Consider the following 15895-nt stretch of genomic DNA (forward strand, 5'->3'; position numbering starts at 1 on the left):
GGTGATTCTTAACAGTCTCTTTAGGTTGTCCCGCTTTTCAGTGTGATGGGTGGCACAGTAGTTTCTGGTCTTGGGTTTTCCGTGCATACGCGGCACTAAGGGGTGCGCGTGTCGATCAAGACGCAGGCTGATGCTGCCGAGTTGTTGGCCTCGTACGACGAGGAACGTCCCTCTCGGGTGCTGTCCCGGCGCTGGGACGTCGGGGTTTGGGTGGCGGCGCTCGGGGTGGCGTTGCTGGTGCTCAAGCAGGTGTTCTGGCCCTTCGCCTCCGGGGGGCAGTTCTACCTGGTCATCTTCTTGGCGTTGACGCTGCCGTTGGTGTTCCTCTGCTATCGGGGGCGGCGGGGGGTGGGGGGTGACCCGGGGCCCCTCGATTGGGTGTTGGCGGCGGCGGCGTTTGTTGTAGGGGCCTATCCGCTGTTTGGCGGTTTCAACGCCTTTCTCGATCGGCAAGGGCAGTTGACCGGGCTTGACGTGGTGGCCGGGTCCATCCTGTTGGTGTTGGTGTTGGAGGCTTGTCGGCGTACTACCGGGTGGGTGTTGCCGGTGGTGTGCGGGGCGTTCGTCGCGTTCGCCTATTACGGTGGATATTTGCCACCTTCGTGGGCGATTGCCCATGCCGGGGTGGATTTCGCGCAGATCATCAACGGTTTCTACAACGACGCGTCCGGCTTCTACGGCACGCCGTTGGACGTGGCGGCCACGTACATCGTCCTGTTCACGATCTACGGCGCGATCCTCAACGCCTCGGGGGCCGGGTCCTTCTTCGTCGACATCAGCTTCTCGTTCTTCCGCAGGTCGCGCACCGCGCCGGGGCGCACGGCGGCGGCGGCCGGGTTCCTGCTGGGCACGGTCTCCGGGTCCGGCACGGCCACGACCGTGTCGCTCGGGGCGGTGGCTTGGCCGATGCTGCGCAAGGCCGGGTACCCCAGGGAAAGCGCGGGCGGGTTGCTCGCGGCGTCGGGGATCGGCGCGATCCTGTCACCGCCGACCCTGGGCGCGGCGGCGTTCATCATCGCCGAGTACCTGGAGACCTCGTACCTCCAGGTGTTGATCTGGGCGCTGCTGCCGACGCTGCTCTACTACCTGGGCATCGTGCTGGCGGTCGAGGTGGACGCGCGGCGGTTCGGGGCTCGGGCCGTCGAGGTGGACGCGCCGCGGCCGTGGGTGTTGATGAAGCGGGGCGGGTACCACTTCCTGTCGTTGGGCGTCATCGTGGTGTTCCTGGCCATGGATGTGCCGGTGTACTCGGCCGTGGTCTACGCCTCCGGGGTCGCGGCGTTGTTCGCGCTCGTCGCTCGACGTGGTGATGTGCGTGGGTGGCTGCGGGACGTGGCCGACTCGCTCGCGCTGGGTGTTCGCAGCGCGTTGCCCGTGGTGGCGGTGTGCGCGGCGGCGGGGGTGATCACTTCCACGATCACCAAGACCGGCCTCGGCCAGGAGTTGGCGTCCGCCCTGGTGCGGCTGGCGGGGTTCGTCTCCAGCGACCCGGCCGTGGTGTTGTTCGTGACGGTGGTGCTGGCGGCGGTCGCGGTGAGCGTGCTCGGGTTGGCGGTCCCGGTCACCGCGTCGTTCATCATCTCCTGGGTCGTCATCGGGCCGGCGCTGGTCGAACTGGGCGTGGCGCGTGAAGAGACCGCGATGTTCATCTTCTACTACGCCGTCCTCTCCGAGGTGACACCGCCGACCGCGCTGGCCGCCGTCGCCGCCGCGGCCATCACCGGCGGTGAAGTCGTGAAAACCATGTGGCGGACGTGGAAGTACACGTTGCCCGCCTTCCTGGTGCCGCTGGCCTTCGTGCTCACCGACCACGGGGCCGGCCTGCTCCTGCGCGCGTCCTTCCTGGACGTGCTCTGGGTTTTCGCCGTGTCCGCGGTGGGCGTGGCGGCGCTGGCCGCCTGCACCGGGGGATGGCTGTTCGGACCCGCCCGGTGGCCGGAGCGGGTGCTCCTCCTGCTCGCCGCGATCACGCTCCTCCACCTGGGACCGGTCACCGTGCTGATCGGCTCCGGGTTGCTGGTGCTGGCGGTCGCGGTGCACGTCGTGCCGAAGCTCCTCATGCGCGGAAAGGAAGCAGATGCGTAGCTCCAAGATCGCCGCCGCGGTGCTGGCGGTCGTGCTGGTCGCGGCCGGCTGTGGTGGCAAGCGGGAGACCGCGAGCCGCACCGGCGGGGCGGGGTCGTGCGAGGCCGCCGACGGCCGGATCACCATCGCCACCGGCAACTCCGGCGGCGTGTACTACGTGGTCGGTGGCGGCCTGGCGAAGCTGATCAGCGACAACAGCAAGCTGAAAGCCACGGCCGCGGAGACCGGCGCGTCGGTGCAGAACATCCAGCAGCTCGTCGCCCGCGACTACGACATGGCGTTCTCGCTGGCCGACACCGCGGCCGACGCCGTCAACGGCAAGGGCGCGTTCGACGGCAAGCCGCAGCAGGTGCAGGCGCTGACCCGGCTCTACCCCAACTACACGCAGGTGATCGTGCGCACCTCCAGCGGCATCGAGTCGGTGGCCGACCTGAAGGGCAAGCGGGTCTCCACCGGGTCGCCCAAGTCGGGTACCGAGGTGATCGCGAACCGGCTGCTCACCGCCGCCGGGCTGGACCCGGAGAAGGACGTCGCGGCCCAGCGGCTCGACCTCGCCAAGACCGCCGACGGCATGAAGGACGGCACCCTCGACGCGCTGGTGTGGTCCGGCGGCCTGCCCACGGCGCAGATCACCGACATCACCACGTCGCTCAAGGACCAGGTGAAGTTCATCGACATCACGCCGCTGCTGCCCAAGCTCAAGGAGGTCAACTCGGTCTACGACAAGGGCACCATCCCGAAGGCCGCCTACGGGCTCGCGGCCGACGTGCCCACCGTGGTCGTGCCCAACCTGCTGCTGGTGCGGGCCGACTTCCCGGACGCCGACGCGTGCGCCGTCACCAAGCTCATCTTCGACAAGAAGGACGACCTGGAGCAGATCCACCCGGCGACGCGGGACATCGTGAAGGAGAAGGCCGCGCTCACCGACCCGGTGCCGCTGCACGCCGGTTCGCTGGACGCGTTCGGCGGTTGACCGGGCACGTCATCTAGGCTGCCACACCGTGCGTGTCCTGGTCATCGGGTCTGGCGCCCGTGAACATGCCCTTGTCCTCGCGTTGTCGCGGGACCCCTCGGTCGTCGCGCTGGCCTGCGCGCCCGGCAACGCCGGTATCGCGGGCCTCGCCGAGATCCGCGGTGTCGACGCGGGCGACCCCGACGCGGTCGCCGCGCTGGCCAAGGAGTGGGACGCCGACCTGGTCGTGGTCGGGCCGGAGCAGCCGCTGGTGGCGGGCGCGGCGGACGCCGTCCGCGCCGCCGGCATCCCCTGCTTCGGCCCCTCCGCCGCCGCCGCCCGGATCGAGGGCTCCAAGGCGTTCGCCAAGGACGTCATGAACGCCGCCGGCGTGCCCACCGCGACGTCCGAGGTGGTCGACAACCCGGCCCGCCTGGACGCCGCCCTCACCCACTTCGGGCCGCGCTGGGTGGTGAAGGACGACGGGCTCGCCGCGGGCAAGGGCGTGGTCGTCACGGCCGACCGCGCCGTCGCCCGCGCCCACGCCATGACGTTGCTCGACAACGGCCACCCCGTGCTGCTGGAATCGTTCCTCGACGGTCCCGAGGTGTCCCTGTTCTGCCTGGTCGACGGCTCCACCGTGGTGCCGCTGCTGCCCGCGCAGGACTTCAAGCGCGTCGGCGACGACGACTCCGGCCCCAACACCGGCGGCATGGGCGCCTACGCCCCGCTCCCCTGGGCGCCCGCCGACCTCGTGCCGACCATCGTGTCGACCTGCGTGCAGCCCGTGGTGGACGAGCTGGCGCGGCGCGGCACGCCGTTCAGCGGCCTGCTGTACGCGGGTCTGGCGCTGACCTCCACCGGGCCCCAGGTCATCGAGTTCAACTGCCGGTTCGGCGACCCCGAGACCCAGGCCGTGGTGGCGCTCCTGCGCACCCCCCTGGCAACCCTGTTCCTGGCCGCCGCGCAGGGGAACCTGTCGTCGGTCGGCGAACTGGAGTGGGCCGAGGGCTACGCGGTGACCGTGGTCGTCGCGGCGGAGGGCTACCCCGGCCGGCCGCGCACCGGTGACGTCGTCACGGGTGGCGACGGGGAGGGCGTCCTCCACGCCGGCACCCGCCGCCGTGAGGACGGTGCCGTCGTGTCGACCGGTGGGCGCGTGCTGTCCGTCGTCGGCACCGGCGACACCCTCGCCGACGCTCGCGCCGACGCGTACCGCCGGGTGGGGAACGTGCACCTCACCGGCTCCCACCACCGTTCCGACATCGCCCTCCGCGCGGCCAACGGCGACATCCGCGTGCCGGTCGTCGGCTAAACGCGAGATCCTTACGCGCCGTCGTTGATAGCCTGCGGTCCGTTACCGACCGTGGGGGATCAGACGTGCGGGTGGCTGTGTGGTTGTTGGCCGTCGGGGTGCTGGCGGGGTGCACGTCGACCACTGCGGGAACGGCCGCGCCGGGTGCTGTTCCGTCGAGCAGTGCGGTGGCGCGGCCCCGTGCTGTGAAGGTCGACGGGGTCGACCCGTGCAGGTTGTTGACCGAGCCTCAGCAAGCGGACTTCAAGATCGACGAGTGGGAGGCCGAGCAGTCGAACCCCGGAACCGGGACGAAGTCGCCTTCTTGCGCGTACAACCTGAACGGGCCGAAATCCGCCGCTTACCGGGTGACCCTGGTGGCGGACAAGGGAATCGAGTTCTGGAACGGGTCGGGGAACCTGGACGTCGTGCCGAGGACCGTGTCCGGGTTTCCCGCTGTGCAGGTGACGTTCAAGGGTACGTCCACGTTGGAGTGTTCGGTGACGGTGGACGTGGCGGACGGGCAGCAGATGTTCGTCCAGTTCCTGCCTTACGCGCCAGAGGGTTTCGTTCAGGACGAGATGTGCCGGAACGCGACCAAAGGCGCGGAGGCGGCGCTCGCCACGTTGCAGACCTTGAAGTAGGCGGGGCGTCGGCTGCTGCATCCGGGCGAGTGCGGAACCACGTGGTGCTCCGGTTCGTCCAACCTCGGACCCGGCACACGTGGTCGTTGGTAGCCTGCGAACCGGGACCGATCCGTTACCGACCGTACGGGGGATGGACGTCGTGGCAGAGGAGAACGGCCTGCTCGGAGCCGTCGCCGGCGTGGGCGGGGCCATCGGGCGCGCGGTCGGCGAGATGTTCGCGGCGGAGAAGCGCCTGACCGAGAGCATGGCCGGCGGACCCGGCGCGGGACAGAAGTTCACCGTCACCAAGGAGACCGTGCTCCAGGCGGGCAAGATCATCGACACGCAGCTCGACGTGTTGCGGAGGGCCTACCGCGACTCCATTGACGACCTCCGGGTCCAGTTGGGCGGCGCGGATGACGTCAACCAGGACATCGCGGCGGCTTGGAATGACCGCTTGGTGGACAGCGACAACTCGTACGGGGCTCGCGTGGCGGGATACCTGAAGAGCTTGGAGGGGCTGGTCGACCAGCTGCGGGCGGCCGCGATCCAGTACGGCCACACCGAAGAGGAAGTCAAGGCGGCGATGGGGTCGGGACGTGCGGCTGGTTAAGGGAATCTGCGCGGTCCTGTTGACGGCCGCGGCGCTCGCCGCGTGCACGCCCCAGCCGACCACGGGTACGGCCACGCCGGGTGCCACGACGGGTGGTGGGTCCGTGGAGCCGACGTCGGCCTCCAAGGCGCCCTCGACCCGGCCCAAGGCGATCAAGCTCGACGGTGTCGACCCGTGCAAGCTGCTGACCGACGCCCAGCAGGCCGACCTCAAGATCGACGAGTGGGAGGGTGAGAAGTCCAACCCCGGCACGGGTACGGAGTCGCCTTCCTGCGCGTACAACGTGAACAGCGAGAAGTCCGCCGCCTACCGGGTGACCCTGGTCGCGGACAAGGGGATCGAGTTCTGGGACGGGCCCGGCAACTCGGATGTCACGCCCAAGCAGGTCTCCGGGTTCCCCGCCGTGCAGTTGGTGCTGGCGGGCACGTCGCGGACGGAGTGCTCGGTCGCGGTGGACGTGGCGGACGGGCAGCAGATGTTCGTCCAGTTCCTGCCCTACGGTGGCAAGGGCGCGTACTCGCAGGACGAGATGTGCCGGAACGCGACCAAGGGCGCCGAAGCAGCGCTCGCGACGTTGCAGACCTTGAAGTGAGGGGGAGGCTGTGACCGGCTTCAGGCAGATCCAGGATCACCGCTTCGAAGGCTACGACAACCACGCGCTGGCCGACCTGGTCACCAAGTTCACCGGCAGCGACGCGGCCGACCGGTTCAGCAACGCGTCGCACGCGTTGCGCCGGTTGGCGGGCAGCCTGGCCGAGGTGGACGAGACCCTGCGCGGCGAGCTGCGCAAGCTCGGCATCGAGTGGCAGGGCGCGGCCGGTGAGAACGCGGGCCAGGCGGTGACCGTGTCGGCCGACGTGGCGGCGGAGGGCGACGAGGCCGGCCGGCACAACTCGCAGGCCACGGCCGAGCAGGGCGCGAGCTACAGCGCTTCCCGCAACGGGATGCCCGACCCCGGCGCGCTGCGCGGCGCGACCGAGACGAACTTCTGGGACGACGCGGGCGGCTTCTTCGGGTACGAGACCGACCACGCCAAGGAGGTCAAGCAGACCCAGGCGGCGCGGGAGCAGGTCATCCGGGGGCTCGACCAGTACGTCGGGGCCAGCCGCGACTCGCTCAACCAGTACCAGGGCATGTCCCGCCCGCCGAGCTTCGAGGTCACCACGGCGTCCGCGGCGGTCAGCACGCCGGTCGCCCACGTGACGCCGTTCAGCGGCGGGATCTCGGGCGCGACGGGCGGCGTCTTCGGTGCGTACACCGGTGGCGGCGGCGTGCCGTCGCCCGGTGTCGGTCCCGGGGTGCTGCCGCCCCAGTTGCCCCACGGCGGCTCGACCGGCGTCGTCCCGGGCCTGCCCGGTGCGGCGGGCACGCCCGGCATCGGGCCGGTGCTGCCCGCGAAGATGCCCGGCTCCAACCTGGGTCTCGGCCTGGGCCTCGGGCTCGCCGGCGGTGCGACGCTCGGTGCGATCGCCGCCACCGCCCGACCGGGCCAGGTGGTGCGCAACCCGTCGACGTCGTCCGGCGGCGGCAAGGCGGGCGAGGGTCCGCACGCCGGCGGTCGGAGCGCGGCGGGCGTGCCGAAGTCGGCGCCGGTGGTCGGCAAGGCCGGCATCTCCGCGACCATCGGCGCGATCGAGCCCGACGAGCGCGGCCCGGTGCGCGGCAACGCGGGCAAGGGCGCGGCCGTCGTCGCGGGTGGTCGGGCCGGCGGGGCCGCCGCGCCGATGATGCAGCCCGCCGCCAGGTCCGGCGAGGGCGAGGAGGACGGCGAGCACATCCGCAAGTACGGGGTGGACTCCACCGACGTCTTCGGCGACGACCGGATGGTCGTGCAGTCCGTCATCGGCGACGAGCCCGAGACCAAGTGACCGCCGCGGGCACCGTCGTCCTGTCGACGCTGGAGTTCGACGTCGCCTGGGAGGCCCAGCGGTCGACCCGGCGCAACGTCGCGCTCGACGTGCCCAGCCCCGGCGTCACGCACACCGAGCGCGCCCGGTACGTGGCGGACGCGTGGGAATCGTTGGAGCGACGCGGGTTGGCCGGTTCCGGGCGGCTCACCCCGGAGCTGGCCGACGCGTTCGCGTTGCTGGCCAACCCGCGGCTCTCCGTCGACATCTGGGTCTGGGTCGACGGCCGCAAGATCAGCGGTCTCGCGGCGTCGGCCGGTGACGAGGCGGTGCTCGCCGTCGTCGACGGCGACGAGGTGTGGTTGATCGAGTCGCGGGCGAGCGCGCTGGCCGAGGCGGCGGTGTCGGTGACCGGCGACGCGCCCGCGGGCCGCGGCCGGTCCACCAGCCTGCCGAACGACGTGCTGCGCGCCGCCGCCGCCGAAGCGGGCCGCAGCGCGGAGAAGCTGGTGACCGCCCTGGAGCGGCACGGCGTGCCGTTGCACGAGGCGCAGGAGCTGGCGGGCATGTGCGACGGCATGAGCACCCGCGGGCAGTTCGGCGCGGAACGCGCCCGGCCCGGCTCGCCGCCGGTGCGGGCGTCCCGCGTGGTGGCGTGGCACGACACGCCGTCCGGCCGTTACCTGCACCAGGTGCGCCCCAGCTCGGACGGCCGGCACTGGAGCACCATCACGCCCATCGACAATGCGCGCCTCGCGTCGTGCGTGTGGGAACTCATCCAAGAGGTGTAGCCCGGCGGAACCGGGGTGCCGGGCACGACGTCAACTCCCTTGCGGGTACTGGGAAGCCGGAGTCGTGGTGTGGAATCGCGGGCCGACTTCAGGCATAGCGCGGGTGGCCGCGCGGTGAGAACCCTAAGGTGTGGAGAATGGCGGTCGCGAAGTTCAACGCCGAGGCTTTGGAGCAGTGCCGGAGCACGGTGAGCGCGCAGGCGGGGCAATTCGGCGCGGTGGGTGACGGGTTCTCGGGGCACTACCCGGAACCGGACATCTTCGGCGAGCTGGCGAATTCGGGCGGCCTTTCCGCCGCCGCCGCGGAACTGGACGCCAAGGCGGGCGCCGAGTTCGCGGCGGCCGAAAAGCTGCTCGGGGAGGTGGAACGCGCGTTGGACGCGATCCAGGGTGCCGTGGTCGACGTCGAGGACGCCAACGCGGCGTCGTTCCGGGCGGTGTGAGCGATGTCGGCGGTGGACGAGGTCGCGGGACTGCCCGGCGGGCAGGCGGTGGCGGAACTCGCGCGCAAGGTCGACCGGGCCCGCCCGGAAGCGGTCCGGGAGATCGCGAACCGGTGGCGGCAGGCCGCCGGCAAGGGCGCGGATTCGGGTAACCAGGTGGCGCGTTCGGTCGGTTCGCTGGACAGCGCTTGGGAAGGCGGGTCCGCGGACGGGTTCGTCGCGTACATGGGTGATTTCGGCAAAGCGGGCAATTCGCTGCACGACGCGTTGGACGCGGCGGCCGGTGATCTGGAAAGCGCGGCGGCGGCCCTGGAATCGGCGAAGACGTCGGTCGAGCGGATCTGCGAGACGTTGCTCGGCCGGGTGCGGCGGTTGCGCGCGCAGGCGCACGGCACGCCGCAGGCGGAGGTGGACGCCGCGATCCGCGGCCTGTGCGCGGAAGCGGCCGGTGACGCGGGTCCGGTGATCGAGCAGGCCGACCAGGCGTTGAGCGGCGCGTTGAGCGCGTTGAAGGGCCGGGCGGGGTCGGTGAACCCCGCGTTCTCCGGGCTGCCCGACCCCGGTACCCAGCCGTTCGTGCCCGCGCCCGGTCGGCCGATCCAGTGGGACCCGACGCCGGAGGCGGAGACGAAGCCGTCCTCGGTCGACGCGCCGGCGCAGCCGTCCCCCTCGAGTGGTTCCGGTTCCGGGTCCGGTGGTGGTTCCGGTGGCGGCGGTTCGGGCGGTGGTTCCGGTGGCGGCGGCGGTATGGGTGGGCTCGGGCCCAGCGGTGGCCCGCCGAGCAGCGGTCCGCCGCCCGGCAACGTCGAGCAGTGGATCCGGGAGGCCATCAAGATCCTCCAGGCCAACGGCATCCCGGTCACCGAGGCGAACATCCGCGAGATCTGGACCATCATCGAGAAGGAGTCCGGGGGCAACCCGCACGCCATCAACGACTGGGACTCGAACGCCGCCAAGGGCACCCCGTCCAAGGGGCTCATGCAGTGCATCGACCCGACGTTCCAGGCGTACAAGCTGCCCGGTCACGACGACATCTGGAACCCGGTGGACAACATCATCGCCGGTGTCCGGTACACGTTCTCGCGGTACGGCGGCTTCGAGGGCCACCCGGGCCTGAAGTCGATGGCGTCCGGGGGCGGCTACCAGGGCTACTAGGAAGCAGGTGAACCGGTGGCGGACGTCTTCGCCGCGCCGGCCGGGGTGGTCCTGGGAGGTGCCGCCCCGCGTAACTTTCAGGGAGCCTGCCTGAAAGTTTGTGTGCTGCCCGACCACCCGTGTAGCCCTTCGGCTGCGGACTGGTCCCAGGGGCAGCCCCCTCGATTAGCCTGGCGGTATGCCGGGTGTCGCCGCACGTGCCGACGTGCCGCCGTTCCACGTGATGGAGATCGTGTCCGCCGCCGCGGCGCGGCAGCGGGCCGTGGGTGACGTCGTGTCGCTCGCGGCGGGCCAGCCGTCGAGTCCCGCGCCGGAACCCGTGCTGCGCGCCGCGGAGCGCGCGTTGCGCGAACAGACCCTCGGCTACACCGAGCAGCTCGGCACCATCGAGCTTCGCACCGCCCTGGCCGGCCACTACGAGCACCGGTACGGGCTCGCGATCACCCCGGACGACGTCGTCGTCACCACGGGGTCGTCCGGCGCGTTCCTGCTGGCGTTCCTGGCCGCGTTCGAGGCGGGCGACCGGGTCGCACTGGCCCGGCCCGGCTACCCGGCCTACCGGAACATCCTGCGTGCCCTCGGCTGCGAGGTCGTAGAACTGCCCTGTGGACCGGACACCCGGTTCCAGCCGACCACCGCGATGCTGGACGCGGCCGGCCCGCTCGCCGGGCTGGTCGTGGCCTCACCCGCCAACCCGACCGGCTCCGCGTTGAGCCCGGCGGAACTGGCCGCGCTCGCCGGGTGGTGCGCCGAGCGCGGCACGCGGCTGATCAGCGACGAGATCTACCACGGCATCAGCTACGGCGCCCCGCTGGCCTGCGCCTGGGAGACCTCCCGCGACGCGGTGGTGGTGAACTCGTTCTCCAAGGCGTTCGCGATGACCGGCTGGCGGCTGGGCTGGATGCTGCTGCCCGCCGACCTGCGCCGCGCCGTGGACCGGCTCACCGGCAACTTCACCCTGTGCCCGCCCGCCCTGGCCCAGCACGCGGCGGTCGCCGCGTTCGAACCCGAGTCGTACGCCTGGGCCGCGCGGCTGGTCGACGGCTACCGCGCCAACCGCGACGCGCTGCTGACGGGGCTCGCGGCGCTGGGCGTGGACCGGGTCGCGCCCGCGGACGGCGCGTTCTACGCGTACGCGGACGTCTCCCACCTCACCGACGACTCGATGGCGTTCTGCCGCCGGCTGCTGGACGACACGGGTGTGGCGATCGTGCCGGGCGTCGACTTCGACCCGGTGCGCGGCCACGAGTTCGTCCGGATGTCGTTCGCCGGCGCGGCGGGCGACATCGCGGAGGCGTTGCGGAGGTTGGGCGGCTGGTTCGGCGGGGAACCCCCGCGCCGGTCGGGGCGTTGAGCGGAGAGGGAGGGATCATGGTCAAGATCATTTTGTGGCTGCTGGCGGCGTGGTTGGTGCTGACGCTGATCGGTGCCGTCGTCAAGGGGCTGGTGTGGCTCGCGGTGATCGGCGGGGTGCTGTTCCTCGCGACCGCCGCGTACGGCGCGATCAAGAGCGGGGGGCGCAAGGGCGTCAACTGAGGCGTCACGGCAGGACCCCCAGGTCACGGAGTTCGGCGCGCGCGTGCGTCGCGTGCCGCCAGTGCACGGCGGTGAGGCCGGCGGCACGCGCCCCGGCGATGTTGGCCTCGTTGTCGTCGAAGAACACGCAGTCGGTGCTGCCGAGCCGGGCGGTGAGCACCGACCAGACCTCCGGCGCGGGCTTCGCCACGCCCAGCTCGCCGGAGAACATGAGGTGCCGGAAGTGCCCGGTCCACGGCTGGGCCGCCACGCGCCGCCCGAACTCGGCGGGCGCGTTGGACAGCAGCGCCAGCGGCACGCCGGCGTCGGCCAGGTCCGCCACCAGCGCGACCGCGTCCGGCGCGGCGTTCAGCCACCCCGCGGTGTCCAGGTCGGTGAGGCGGGCCGCCCGCTCGGCGTCGACCTCGACGCCCACGTCCCGGCCGACCGCGCGCCAGTAGTCGACGGCGGGTAAGCCCGCGTCGTAGTCGTGCCGGTGCGCCCAGTAGGCGGGCAGGAACGCCGGCTCCGGCACGCCGAGCACGCGGGCGAGGTCGCCGTGCGCGGTGGACGGCTCGCTGATCACCATGCCGTAGTCGAAGACCACCCAGCGGCTCATGAGCTGACCGACTGGATGCGGCGAAGGGCTTCGGTCACGTCCGCGGCGGTCACGTCCCGGTGCGTCACGAACCGGACCTTGCCCGCCATGGGACCCGCGTAGACGCCGAGGTGCCGGAGCCCGGTGAGCGTCACGTCCAGATCGGGCACGCCCGCCAGCACGATGTTCGTCTCCGGTTCGGCCACCTGCCAGCCCAGGTCGGCGAGCCCCTTGGCCAGCGCCTTCGCGTTGGCGTGGTCGACGGCCAGGTCGTCGATGCGGGAGAGGCCGACCAGCCCGGCCGCGGCGAGCACACCGCCCTGCCGCACCCCGCCGCCGAGCATCTTCCGGATGCGCCGCGCCTCGCGGACGAACTCGGTCGTGCCCGCCACGACGGAACCGACCGGCGCGCCGAGCCCCTTCGACAAGCACACCTGCACGGTGTCCACGCCGACGGTGAGCGCGGCCGGCGGCACGCCCAGCGCCACGGCCGCGTTCCACAGCCGTGCGCCGTCCAAGTGGACCTTGAGCCCGGTCTCCCGGGCGGCGGACACCAGCAGCGCGTGCTGGTCGGGCGGCGTCACGGCCCCGCCCGCGGAGTTGTGGGTGTTCTCCAGGCACAGCAACGTGGTGCGCAGCGAGTAGTACGGGCCGTCGCCGGTGGTCGCCGCGCGGACGTCGTCCGCGGTGGGCCGGCCGGGGGTGGCGGTGTCGAGCGGGTGCGGCATACCGCCCGCCAGCCACGCGGCGGAGCCGAGTTCGTTGTCCAGCACGTGGGCGCCACGCGTGGCCAGGAAGCGGTCGCCGGGGCGCAGGTGGGCGATGAGCGCGATCAGGTTGCCCATGGAGCCGGTGGGCACCCAGAGGGCCGCCGCCACGCCGAGCAGGTCGGCGACCCGCTCCTCCAGGGCTTTCATGGTCGGGTCGTGTTCGAGCACGTCATCGGCCACCTCGGCGGCCGACATGGCCAGGCGCATGTCCTGGTCCGGTCGGGTGACGGTGTCGGAGCGGAAGTCCAGGGGCGCGTGCTGGGTCACGAATGGATCACATCACACCCGGCAAGCCCTTACCGGGTCGTGCCCTCCGTACCACGATGGGGGTGACGCAAGTCTCGGTGAACCGGCGTGCAACCGTGGAACGGTCCGGTTCCGTCCGGTAGGTGCAAGCACGACGAGCGGAGAGAGTCCGCGTGGATCAGCGCGACGAGCAGGAGTTCGCGGAATACTTCGCAGCTCGCCGGGAGGCCGTGCGCCGAACGGCGTTCCTGCTCTGTGGTGACTGGCACCGGGCGGACGACCTCGCGCAGACCGCGTTCGTCGCGCTGCACCGGAGGTGGCGGAAGGTGCGGGACAAAGGCGCCCTGGACGCGTACGTCCGCCGCACGCTGGTGCGCGCGGTGATCGACGAGTCGCGCCGGCCCTGGCGGCGGGAGCGCTTCGTGGACGAGGTCCCGGAGACGCCCGCGCCGGACGGGGAGGTCGCCGACTCGGTGGCGACGCGCGAAGCTCTGGTCGCGGGCTTGAAGCGGGTGCCGCCGCGGCAGCGCGCGGTGCTCGTGCTGCGGTTCCTGGAGGGGCTGGACGTCGCGGCGGCGGCCGAGGTGCTCAGGTGCTCCGAGGGGACCGTGAAGAGCCAGACCTCGCGGGGCCTGGACGCCCTGCGGGAAGCGCTGGGCGACGCGATCGACGACCTGAGGCCCGCGTCGTGACCGGGAGGTGGGGGTAGGTGGACGAGCGCAAGCTCGCGGAGTTGTTCCGCACCGCGGCGGACGACGTGCCGCCCGCGTCCTTCGACGTGGGCGACGTGGTCGCGGAGTCCGGCCGCGCGGCGGCGCGGCGGCGGACGCGGGCGGCCCTCGGGTCCGCGCTCGCGGCGGTGCTGGTGTTCGGCGGGTTCTTCGCGTACGCCAACGTGGGGACGCGCCAAAACGGCGGAGTCGCGACCTCTGCGGGTTCCGCTGAGGGTTTCCCTTCCCCTAACCTCACCCCGACCCCGTACGCGGTTCCCGAACCGCGGGACGGGGAACCGGTCGAACCCGACGTATCCGGCGGGCTTCCGCCCAAGAGCATCCCCGAGGACCCGTCTACGCAGGGGGACGGCACTTCGGGGACGACCGGTCGTCCTCCGACGGCCGGTGGCGCCTCCGGGTGCCAGGAGGTGGACCGGGAGCTCGCCGTCGCCCTCGCCGACGAGCTCCCGGCCGCCGAAGGTCTGCAACCCTCCTCCGCCGCGGCGAACTGCCCGCCCGGCGCGCGTGGTGCCGGGTACCTGGTGCGGGACGGTGACGTCCACGGCGTCCTGTCGGTGGTCCTGGTGCCGCCCGGTGTGAGCGCGTTGGCGTCGACGGCCAGTGCGGAAGCGCATGCCGTGGCCTCGCGTGGGACGGTGTTCGTGCTGAGTGAGCCCGCACAAGGGGCGGCGGTGGGGCCGTTCGAGGCGCGGTTGCCCGAGTTGGCGGGGAAGATCGCGGCCAGGTTCTAGGGCCTGTCCTCAACGGCGGTGCGGTTGATCTGCTGTGTTCTCGGCCTGGTCCTGGAGGCTGTCGTCACCCGCGAAACTTTCAGGAAGCCTGCCTGATAATTAACGCCCCGCCGGGCTGTCGTCTTCCGTGTGCCGGTTGGGGTGGTCCCGGGAGCCGCGGCTCGGGAAACTTTCAGGGAGCCTGCCTGATAGATAACGCCCTGCCTGGCTGCCGGTCGGCTGGGGCGGTCCTGGGAGCCGCTGCCCCGCGAAACTTTCAGGAAGCCTGCCTGATAGTTAGCGGCCTGCCGGGCCGCGTGGTGGCGGGGGTCTGGGGCCGTCCCGCGAAACTTTCAGGGAGCCTGCCTGAAAGTTAGAGCCTGGCTGGCGGGTTCCGGCCGGGTGCTGTTTGGTGTGTCAGGTCGGGCGATCTTTGGCCGAGCGGTCCTTTGGTCGGCCATGTACACGATCGGCTGGCCCCACCCCCCGGTGTGGTACCAGCGTGCCACTAATTTGGTACGTTCGTGCCAGACTGAGGAGGTCGATCATGGCGTGGGCGGTGCTCATCGTGTCCGGGCTGTTCGAAGCCGGTTGGGCGGTTGCGCTCAAGATGTCGGACGGGTTCAGCAAGCTGTGGTGGACCGTCGCGTTCGCGGTCTTCGCGTTGATCAGCTTCGCCGGTCTGGCGTGGTCGATGAAGCAGCTCCCCGCCGGTCCCGCGTACGCCGTGTGGACCGGTATCGGCGCGGCGCTCACGGCGGTCATCGGCATGATCTGGCTCGGCGACGGCGTCTCCACGCTCAAACTGGTGTCCATCGGGCTTATCGTCAGCGGTGTCATCGGCTTGAACCTGGCCGGTGGCGGGCACTAGTACCTTTCTCCGGATGACAGCCGCAACGCCCAAGGGCGAGCGCCGCCGACAGGCGCTGGTCGAAGCCGCCGCCGACCTCCTGGTCGACGGCGGGTTCGACGCGGTCCGGCACCGCGCGGTGGCTGAGCGCGCGGGCCTGCCGCTCGCCTCCACCACGTACTACTTCGACTCGCTGGACGACCTCATCACCGCCGCGCTGGAGTTCCACGCCGGGGTCGAGCTGGCGTACGGCAAGGCCCGGCTCGCCGAACTGGACTCCTGCGAGTGCGGCAGCGAGGCGTTCATCGACCTGGTGCTGGCCCTGCTGCTCGGACCACCCGCCGGCGAACGCGACGCGGAGGCCGTGCTGTTGCGGTACGAGCGGTTGGTGGCGACGGGCCGTCGCCCGTACCTGCGGCCGTTGATGCGCAAGCTCAGCGGCGAGCTGCACGGGTTGCTGATCGACATCTTCGCGCGGTCGGGCCGGTCGGTCGGGCGCGAGCGGGTCGAGGAGCTGATCGCGCTGGTGGACGGCGCGGTGGTGAACGCCCTGATCGAGGTCAGTCCCGACCCGCGGGCGTCGGCCCGGCGGATGCTCGCGAAGGCCCTGTCCTGACCCGTGCAACCTTTTGCCGCGCTGCGGCGTACCAGAAGGCGGAGGGGGCG

General features: G+C 71.6%; 18 protein-coding genes. 16 read left to right on the top strand and 2 right to left on the bottom strand.

Annotated elements, in window-relative coordinates:
* Positions 1–108 precede the first annotated feature (108 nt).
* The 12 genes from KZQ38_RS00655 (at position 109) to KZQ38_RS00710 (ending at position 11342) form a co-directional block, all read left to right on the top strand.
* Positions 109–2085 carry a TRAP transporter permease gene (locus tag KZQ38_RS00655; protein ID WP_219437310.1) on the top strand — a complete coding sequence of 659 codons (1977 nt, stop codon included), beginning with the start codon at positions 109–111 and terminating at the stop codon, positions 2083–2085.
* Positions 2078–3058, top strand: coding sequence for a TAXI family TRAP transporter solute-binding subunit (locus tag KZQ38_RS00660; RefSeq protein ID WP_219437312.1), 981 nt, complete (start codon positions 2078–2080; stop codon positions 3056–3058). The genes KZQ38_RS00655 and KZQ38_RS00660 overlap by 8 nt, the downstream gene beginning before the upstream one ends.
* 28 nt (positions 3059–3086) lie before the next feature.
* The gene (purD, locus tag KZQ38_RS00665; protein ID WP_219437314.1) at positions 3087–4352 is read left to right on the top strand and encodes a phosphoribosylamine--glycine ligase; all 1266 of its coding nucleotides are present in this window, start codon (positions 3087–3089) and stop codon (positions 4350–4352) included.
* 98 nt (positions 4353–4450) lie between these two features.
* A complete protein-coding gene (locus tag KZQ38_RS00670; RefSeq protein ID WP_308258259.1) occupies positions 4451–4975 on the top strand; it encodes a DUF3558 domain-containing protein in 525 nt (174 codons plus the stop codon).
* 133 nt (positions 4976–5108) lie between these two features.
* Positions 5109–5570: a hypothetical protein gene (locus KZQ38_RS00675; RefSeq protein WP_219437318.1), complete on the top strand. Its 462-nt coding sequence runs from the start codon at positions 5109–5111 to the stop codon at positions 5568–5570.
* On the top strand, positions 5557–6162 hold the full coding sequence (locus KZQ38_RS00680) for a DUF3558 domain-containing protein (protein ID WP_219437320.1): 606 nt from the start codon (positions 5557–5559) through the stop codon (positions 6160–6162). Before KZQ38_RS00675 ends, KZQ38_RS00680 begins: the two co-directional genes overlap by 14 nt.
* A 10-nt stretch (positions 6163–6172) precedes the next feature.
* Positions 6173–7438, top strand: a complete 1266-nt coding sequence (locus KZQ38_RS00685; RefSeq protein ID WP_219437322.1) for a hypothetical protein — start codon at positions 6173–6175, stop codon at positions 7436–7438.
* Complete coding sequence (locus KZQ38_RS00690; protein ID WP_219437324.1) at positions 7435–8208, top strand: ESX secretion-associated protein EspG; 774 nt, start codon at positions 7435–7437, stop codon at positions 8206–8208. Before KZQ38_RS00685 ends, KZQ38_RS00690 begins: the two co-directional genes overlap by 4 nt.
* A 137-nt stretch (positions 8209–8345) precedes the next feature.
* The gene (locus KZQ38_RS00695; protein ID WP_219437326.1) at positions 8346–8651 is read left to right on the top strand and encodes a hypothetical protein; all 306 of its coding nucleotides are present in this window, start codon (positions 8346–8348) and stop codon (positions 8649–8651) included.
* Positions 8652–8654: 3 nt separating this feature from the next.
* A complete protein-coding gene (locus tag KZQ38_RS00700; protein ID WP_219437327.1) occupies positions 8655–9806 on the top strand; it encodes a transglycosylase SLT domain-containing protein in 1152 nt (383 codons plus the stop codon).
* A gap of 178 nt (positions 9807–9984) precedes the next feature.
* Positions 9985–11160, top strand: a complete 1176-nt coding sequence (locus tag KZQ38_RS00705; RefSeq protein WP_219437329.1) for an aminotransferase class I/II-fold pyridoxal phosphate-dependent enzyme — start codon at positions 9985–9987, stop codon at positions 11158–11160.
* Between the two features lie 17 nt (positions 11161–11177).
* Positions 11178–11342, top strand: coding sequence for a hypothetical protein (locus KZQ38_RS00710; protein WP_219437331.1), 165 nt, complete (start codon positions 11178–11180; stop codon positions 11340–11342).
* 4 nt (positions 11343–11346) lie between these two features.
* Here the strand turns inward: KZQ38_RS00710 and KZQ38_RS00715 are convergent, their stop codons facing one another.
* Together KZQ38_RS00715 and KZQ38_RS00720 are read right to left on the bottom strand one after the other, a co-directional pair.
* Entirely contained in the window at positions 11347–11940 is a 594-nt protein-coding gene (locus tag KZQ38_RS00715; RefSeq protein WP_219437333.1) for an HAD-IA family hydrolase, read from the bottom strand.
* Entirely contained in the window at positions 11937–12956 is a 1020-nt protein-coding gene (locus KZQ38_RS00720; RefSeq protein WP_219437335.1) for a threonine aldolase family protein, read from the bottom strand. Before KZQ38_RS00720 ends, KZQ38_RS00715 begins: the two co-directional genes overlap by 4 nt.
* Before the next feature lie 152 nt (positions 12957–13108).
* Here KZQ38_RS00720 and KZQ38_RS00725 point away from each other — a divergent pair, with 152 nt between their 5' ends.
* From KZQ38_RS00725 to KZQ38_RS00740, 4 genes are all read left to right on the top strand, one after another.
* Positions 13109–13627 carry a SigE family RNA polymerase sigma factor gene (locus tag KZQ38_RS00725; RefSeq protein ID WP_219437338.1) on the top strand — a complete coding sequence of 173 codons (519 nt, stop codon included), beginning with the start codon at positions 13109–13111 and terminating at the stop codon, positions 13625–13627.
* A 17-nt stretch (positions 13628–13644) separates the two neighbouring features.
* Positions 13645–14400 (top strand): hypothetical protein, encoded by a 756-nt coding sequence (locus tag KZQ38_RS00730; RefSeq protein ID WP_219437340.1) that lies wholly within the window; start codon positions 13645–13647, stop codon positions 14398–14400.
* A gap of 526 nt (positions 14401–14926) precedes the next feature.
* Positions 14927–15250: a DMT family transporter gene (locus KZQ38_RS00735; protein ID WP_219437342.1), complete on the top strand. Its 324-nt coding sequence runs from the start codon at positions 14927–14929 to the stop codon at positions 15248–15250.
* 13 nt (positions 15251–15263) lie between these two features.
* Positions 15264–15845 (top strand): TetR/AcrR family transcriptional regulator, encoded by a 582-nt coding sequence (locus tag KZQ38_RS00740; protein ID WP_219437344.1) that lies wholly within the window; start codon positions 15264–15266, stop codon positions 15843–15845.
* Positions 15846–15895: the final 50 nt, after the last annotated feature.

This window comes from Saccharothrix obliqua, assembly GCF_019375475.1.
Taxonomy (GTDB): domain Bacteria; phylum Actinomycetota; class Actinomycetes; order Mycobacteriales; family Pseudonocardiaceae; genus Actinosynnema; species Actinosynnema obliqua.

Coding starts and splice junctions, on each gene's coding strand:
- KZQ38_RS00660 (WP_219437312.1), top strand. CDS start 2,078: ATGCGTAGCTCCAAGATCGCCGCCGCGGTGCTGGCGGTCGTGCTGGTC.
- KZQ38_RS00675 (WP_219437318.1), top strand. CDS start 5,109: ATGGACGTCGTGGCAGAGGAGAACGGCCTGCTCGGAGCCGTCGCCGGC.
- KZQ38_RS00695 (WP_219437326.1), top strand. CDS start 8,346: ATGGCGGTCGCGAAGTTCAACGCCGAGGCTTTGGAGCAGTGCCGGAGC.
- KZQ38_RS00700 (WP_219437327.1), top strand. CDS start 8,655: ATGTCGGCGGTGGACGAGGTCGCGGGACTGCCCGGCGGGCAGGCGGTG.
- KZQ38_RS00705 (WP_219437329.1), top strand. CDS start 9,985: ATGCCGGGTGTCGCCGCACGTGCCGACGTGCCGCCGTTCCACGTGATG.
- KZQ38_RS00710 (WP_219437331.1), top strand. CDS start 11,178: ATGGTCAAGATCATTTTGTGGCTGCTGGCGGCGTGGTTGGTGCTGACG.
- KZQ38_RS00715 (WP_219437333.1), bottom strand. CDS start 11,940: ATGAGCCGCTGGGTGGTCTTCGACTACGGCATGGTGATCAGCGAGCCG.
- KZQ38_RS00735 (WP_219437342.1), top strand. CDS start 14,927: ATGGCGTGGGCGGTGCTCATCGTGTCCGGGCTGTTCGAAGCCGGTTGG.
- KZQ38_RS00740 (WP_219437344.1), top strand. CDS start 15,264: ATGACAGCCGCAACGCCCAAGGGCGAGCGCCGCCGACAGGCGCTGGTC.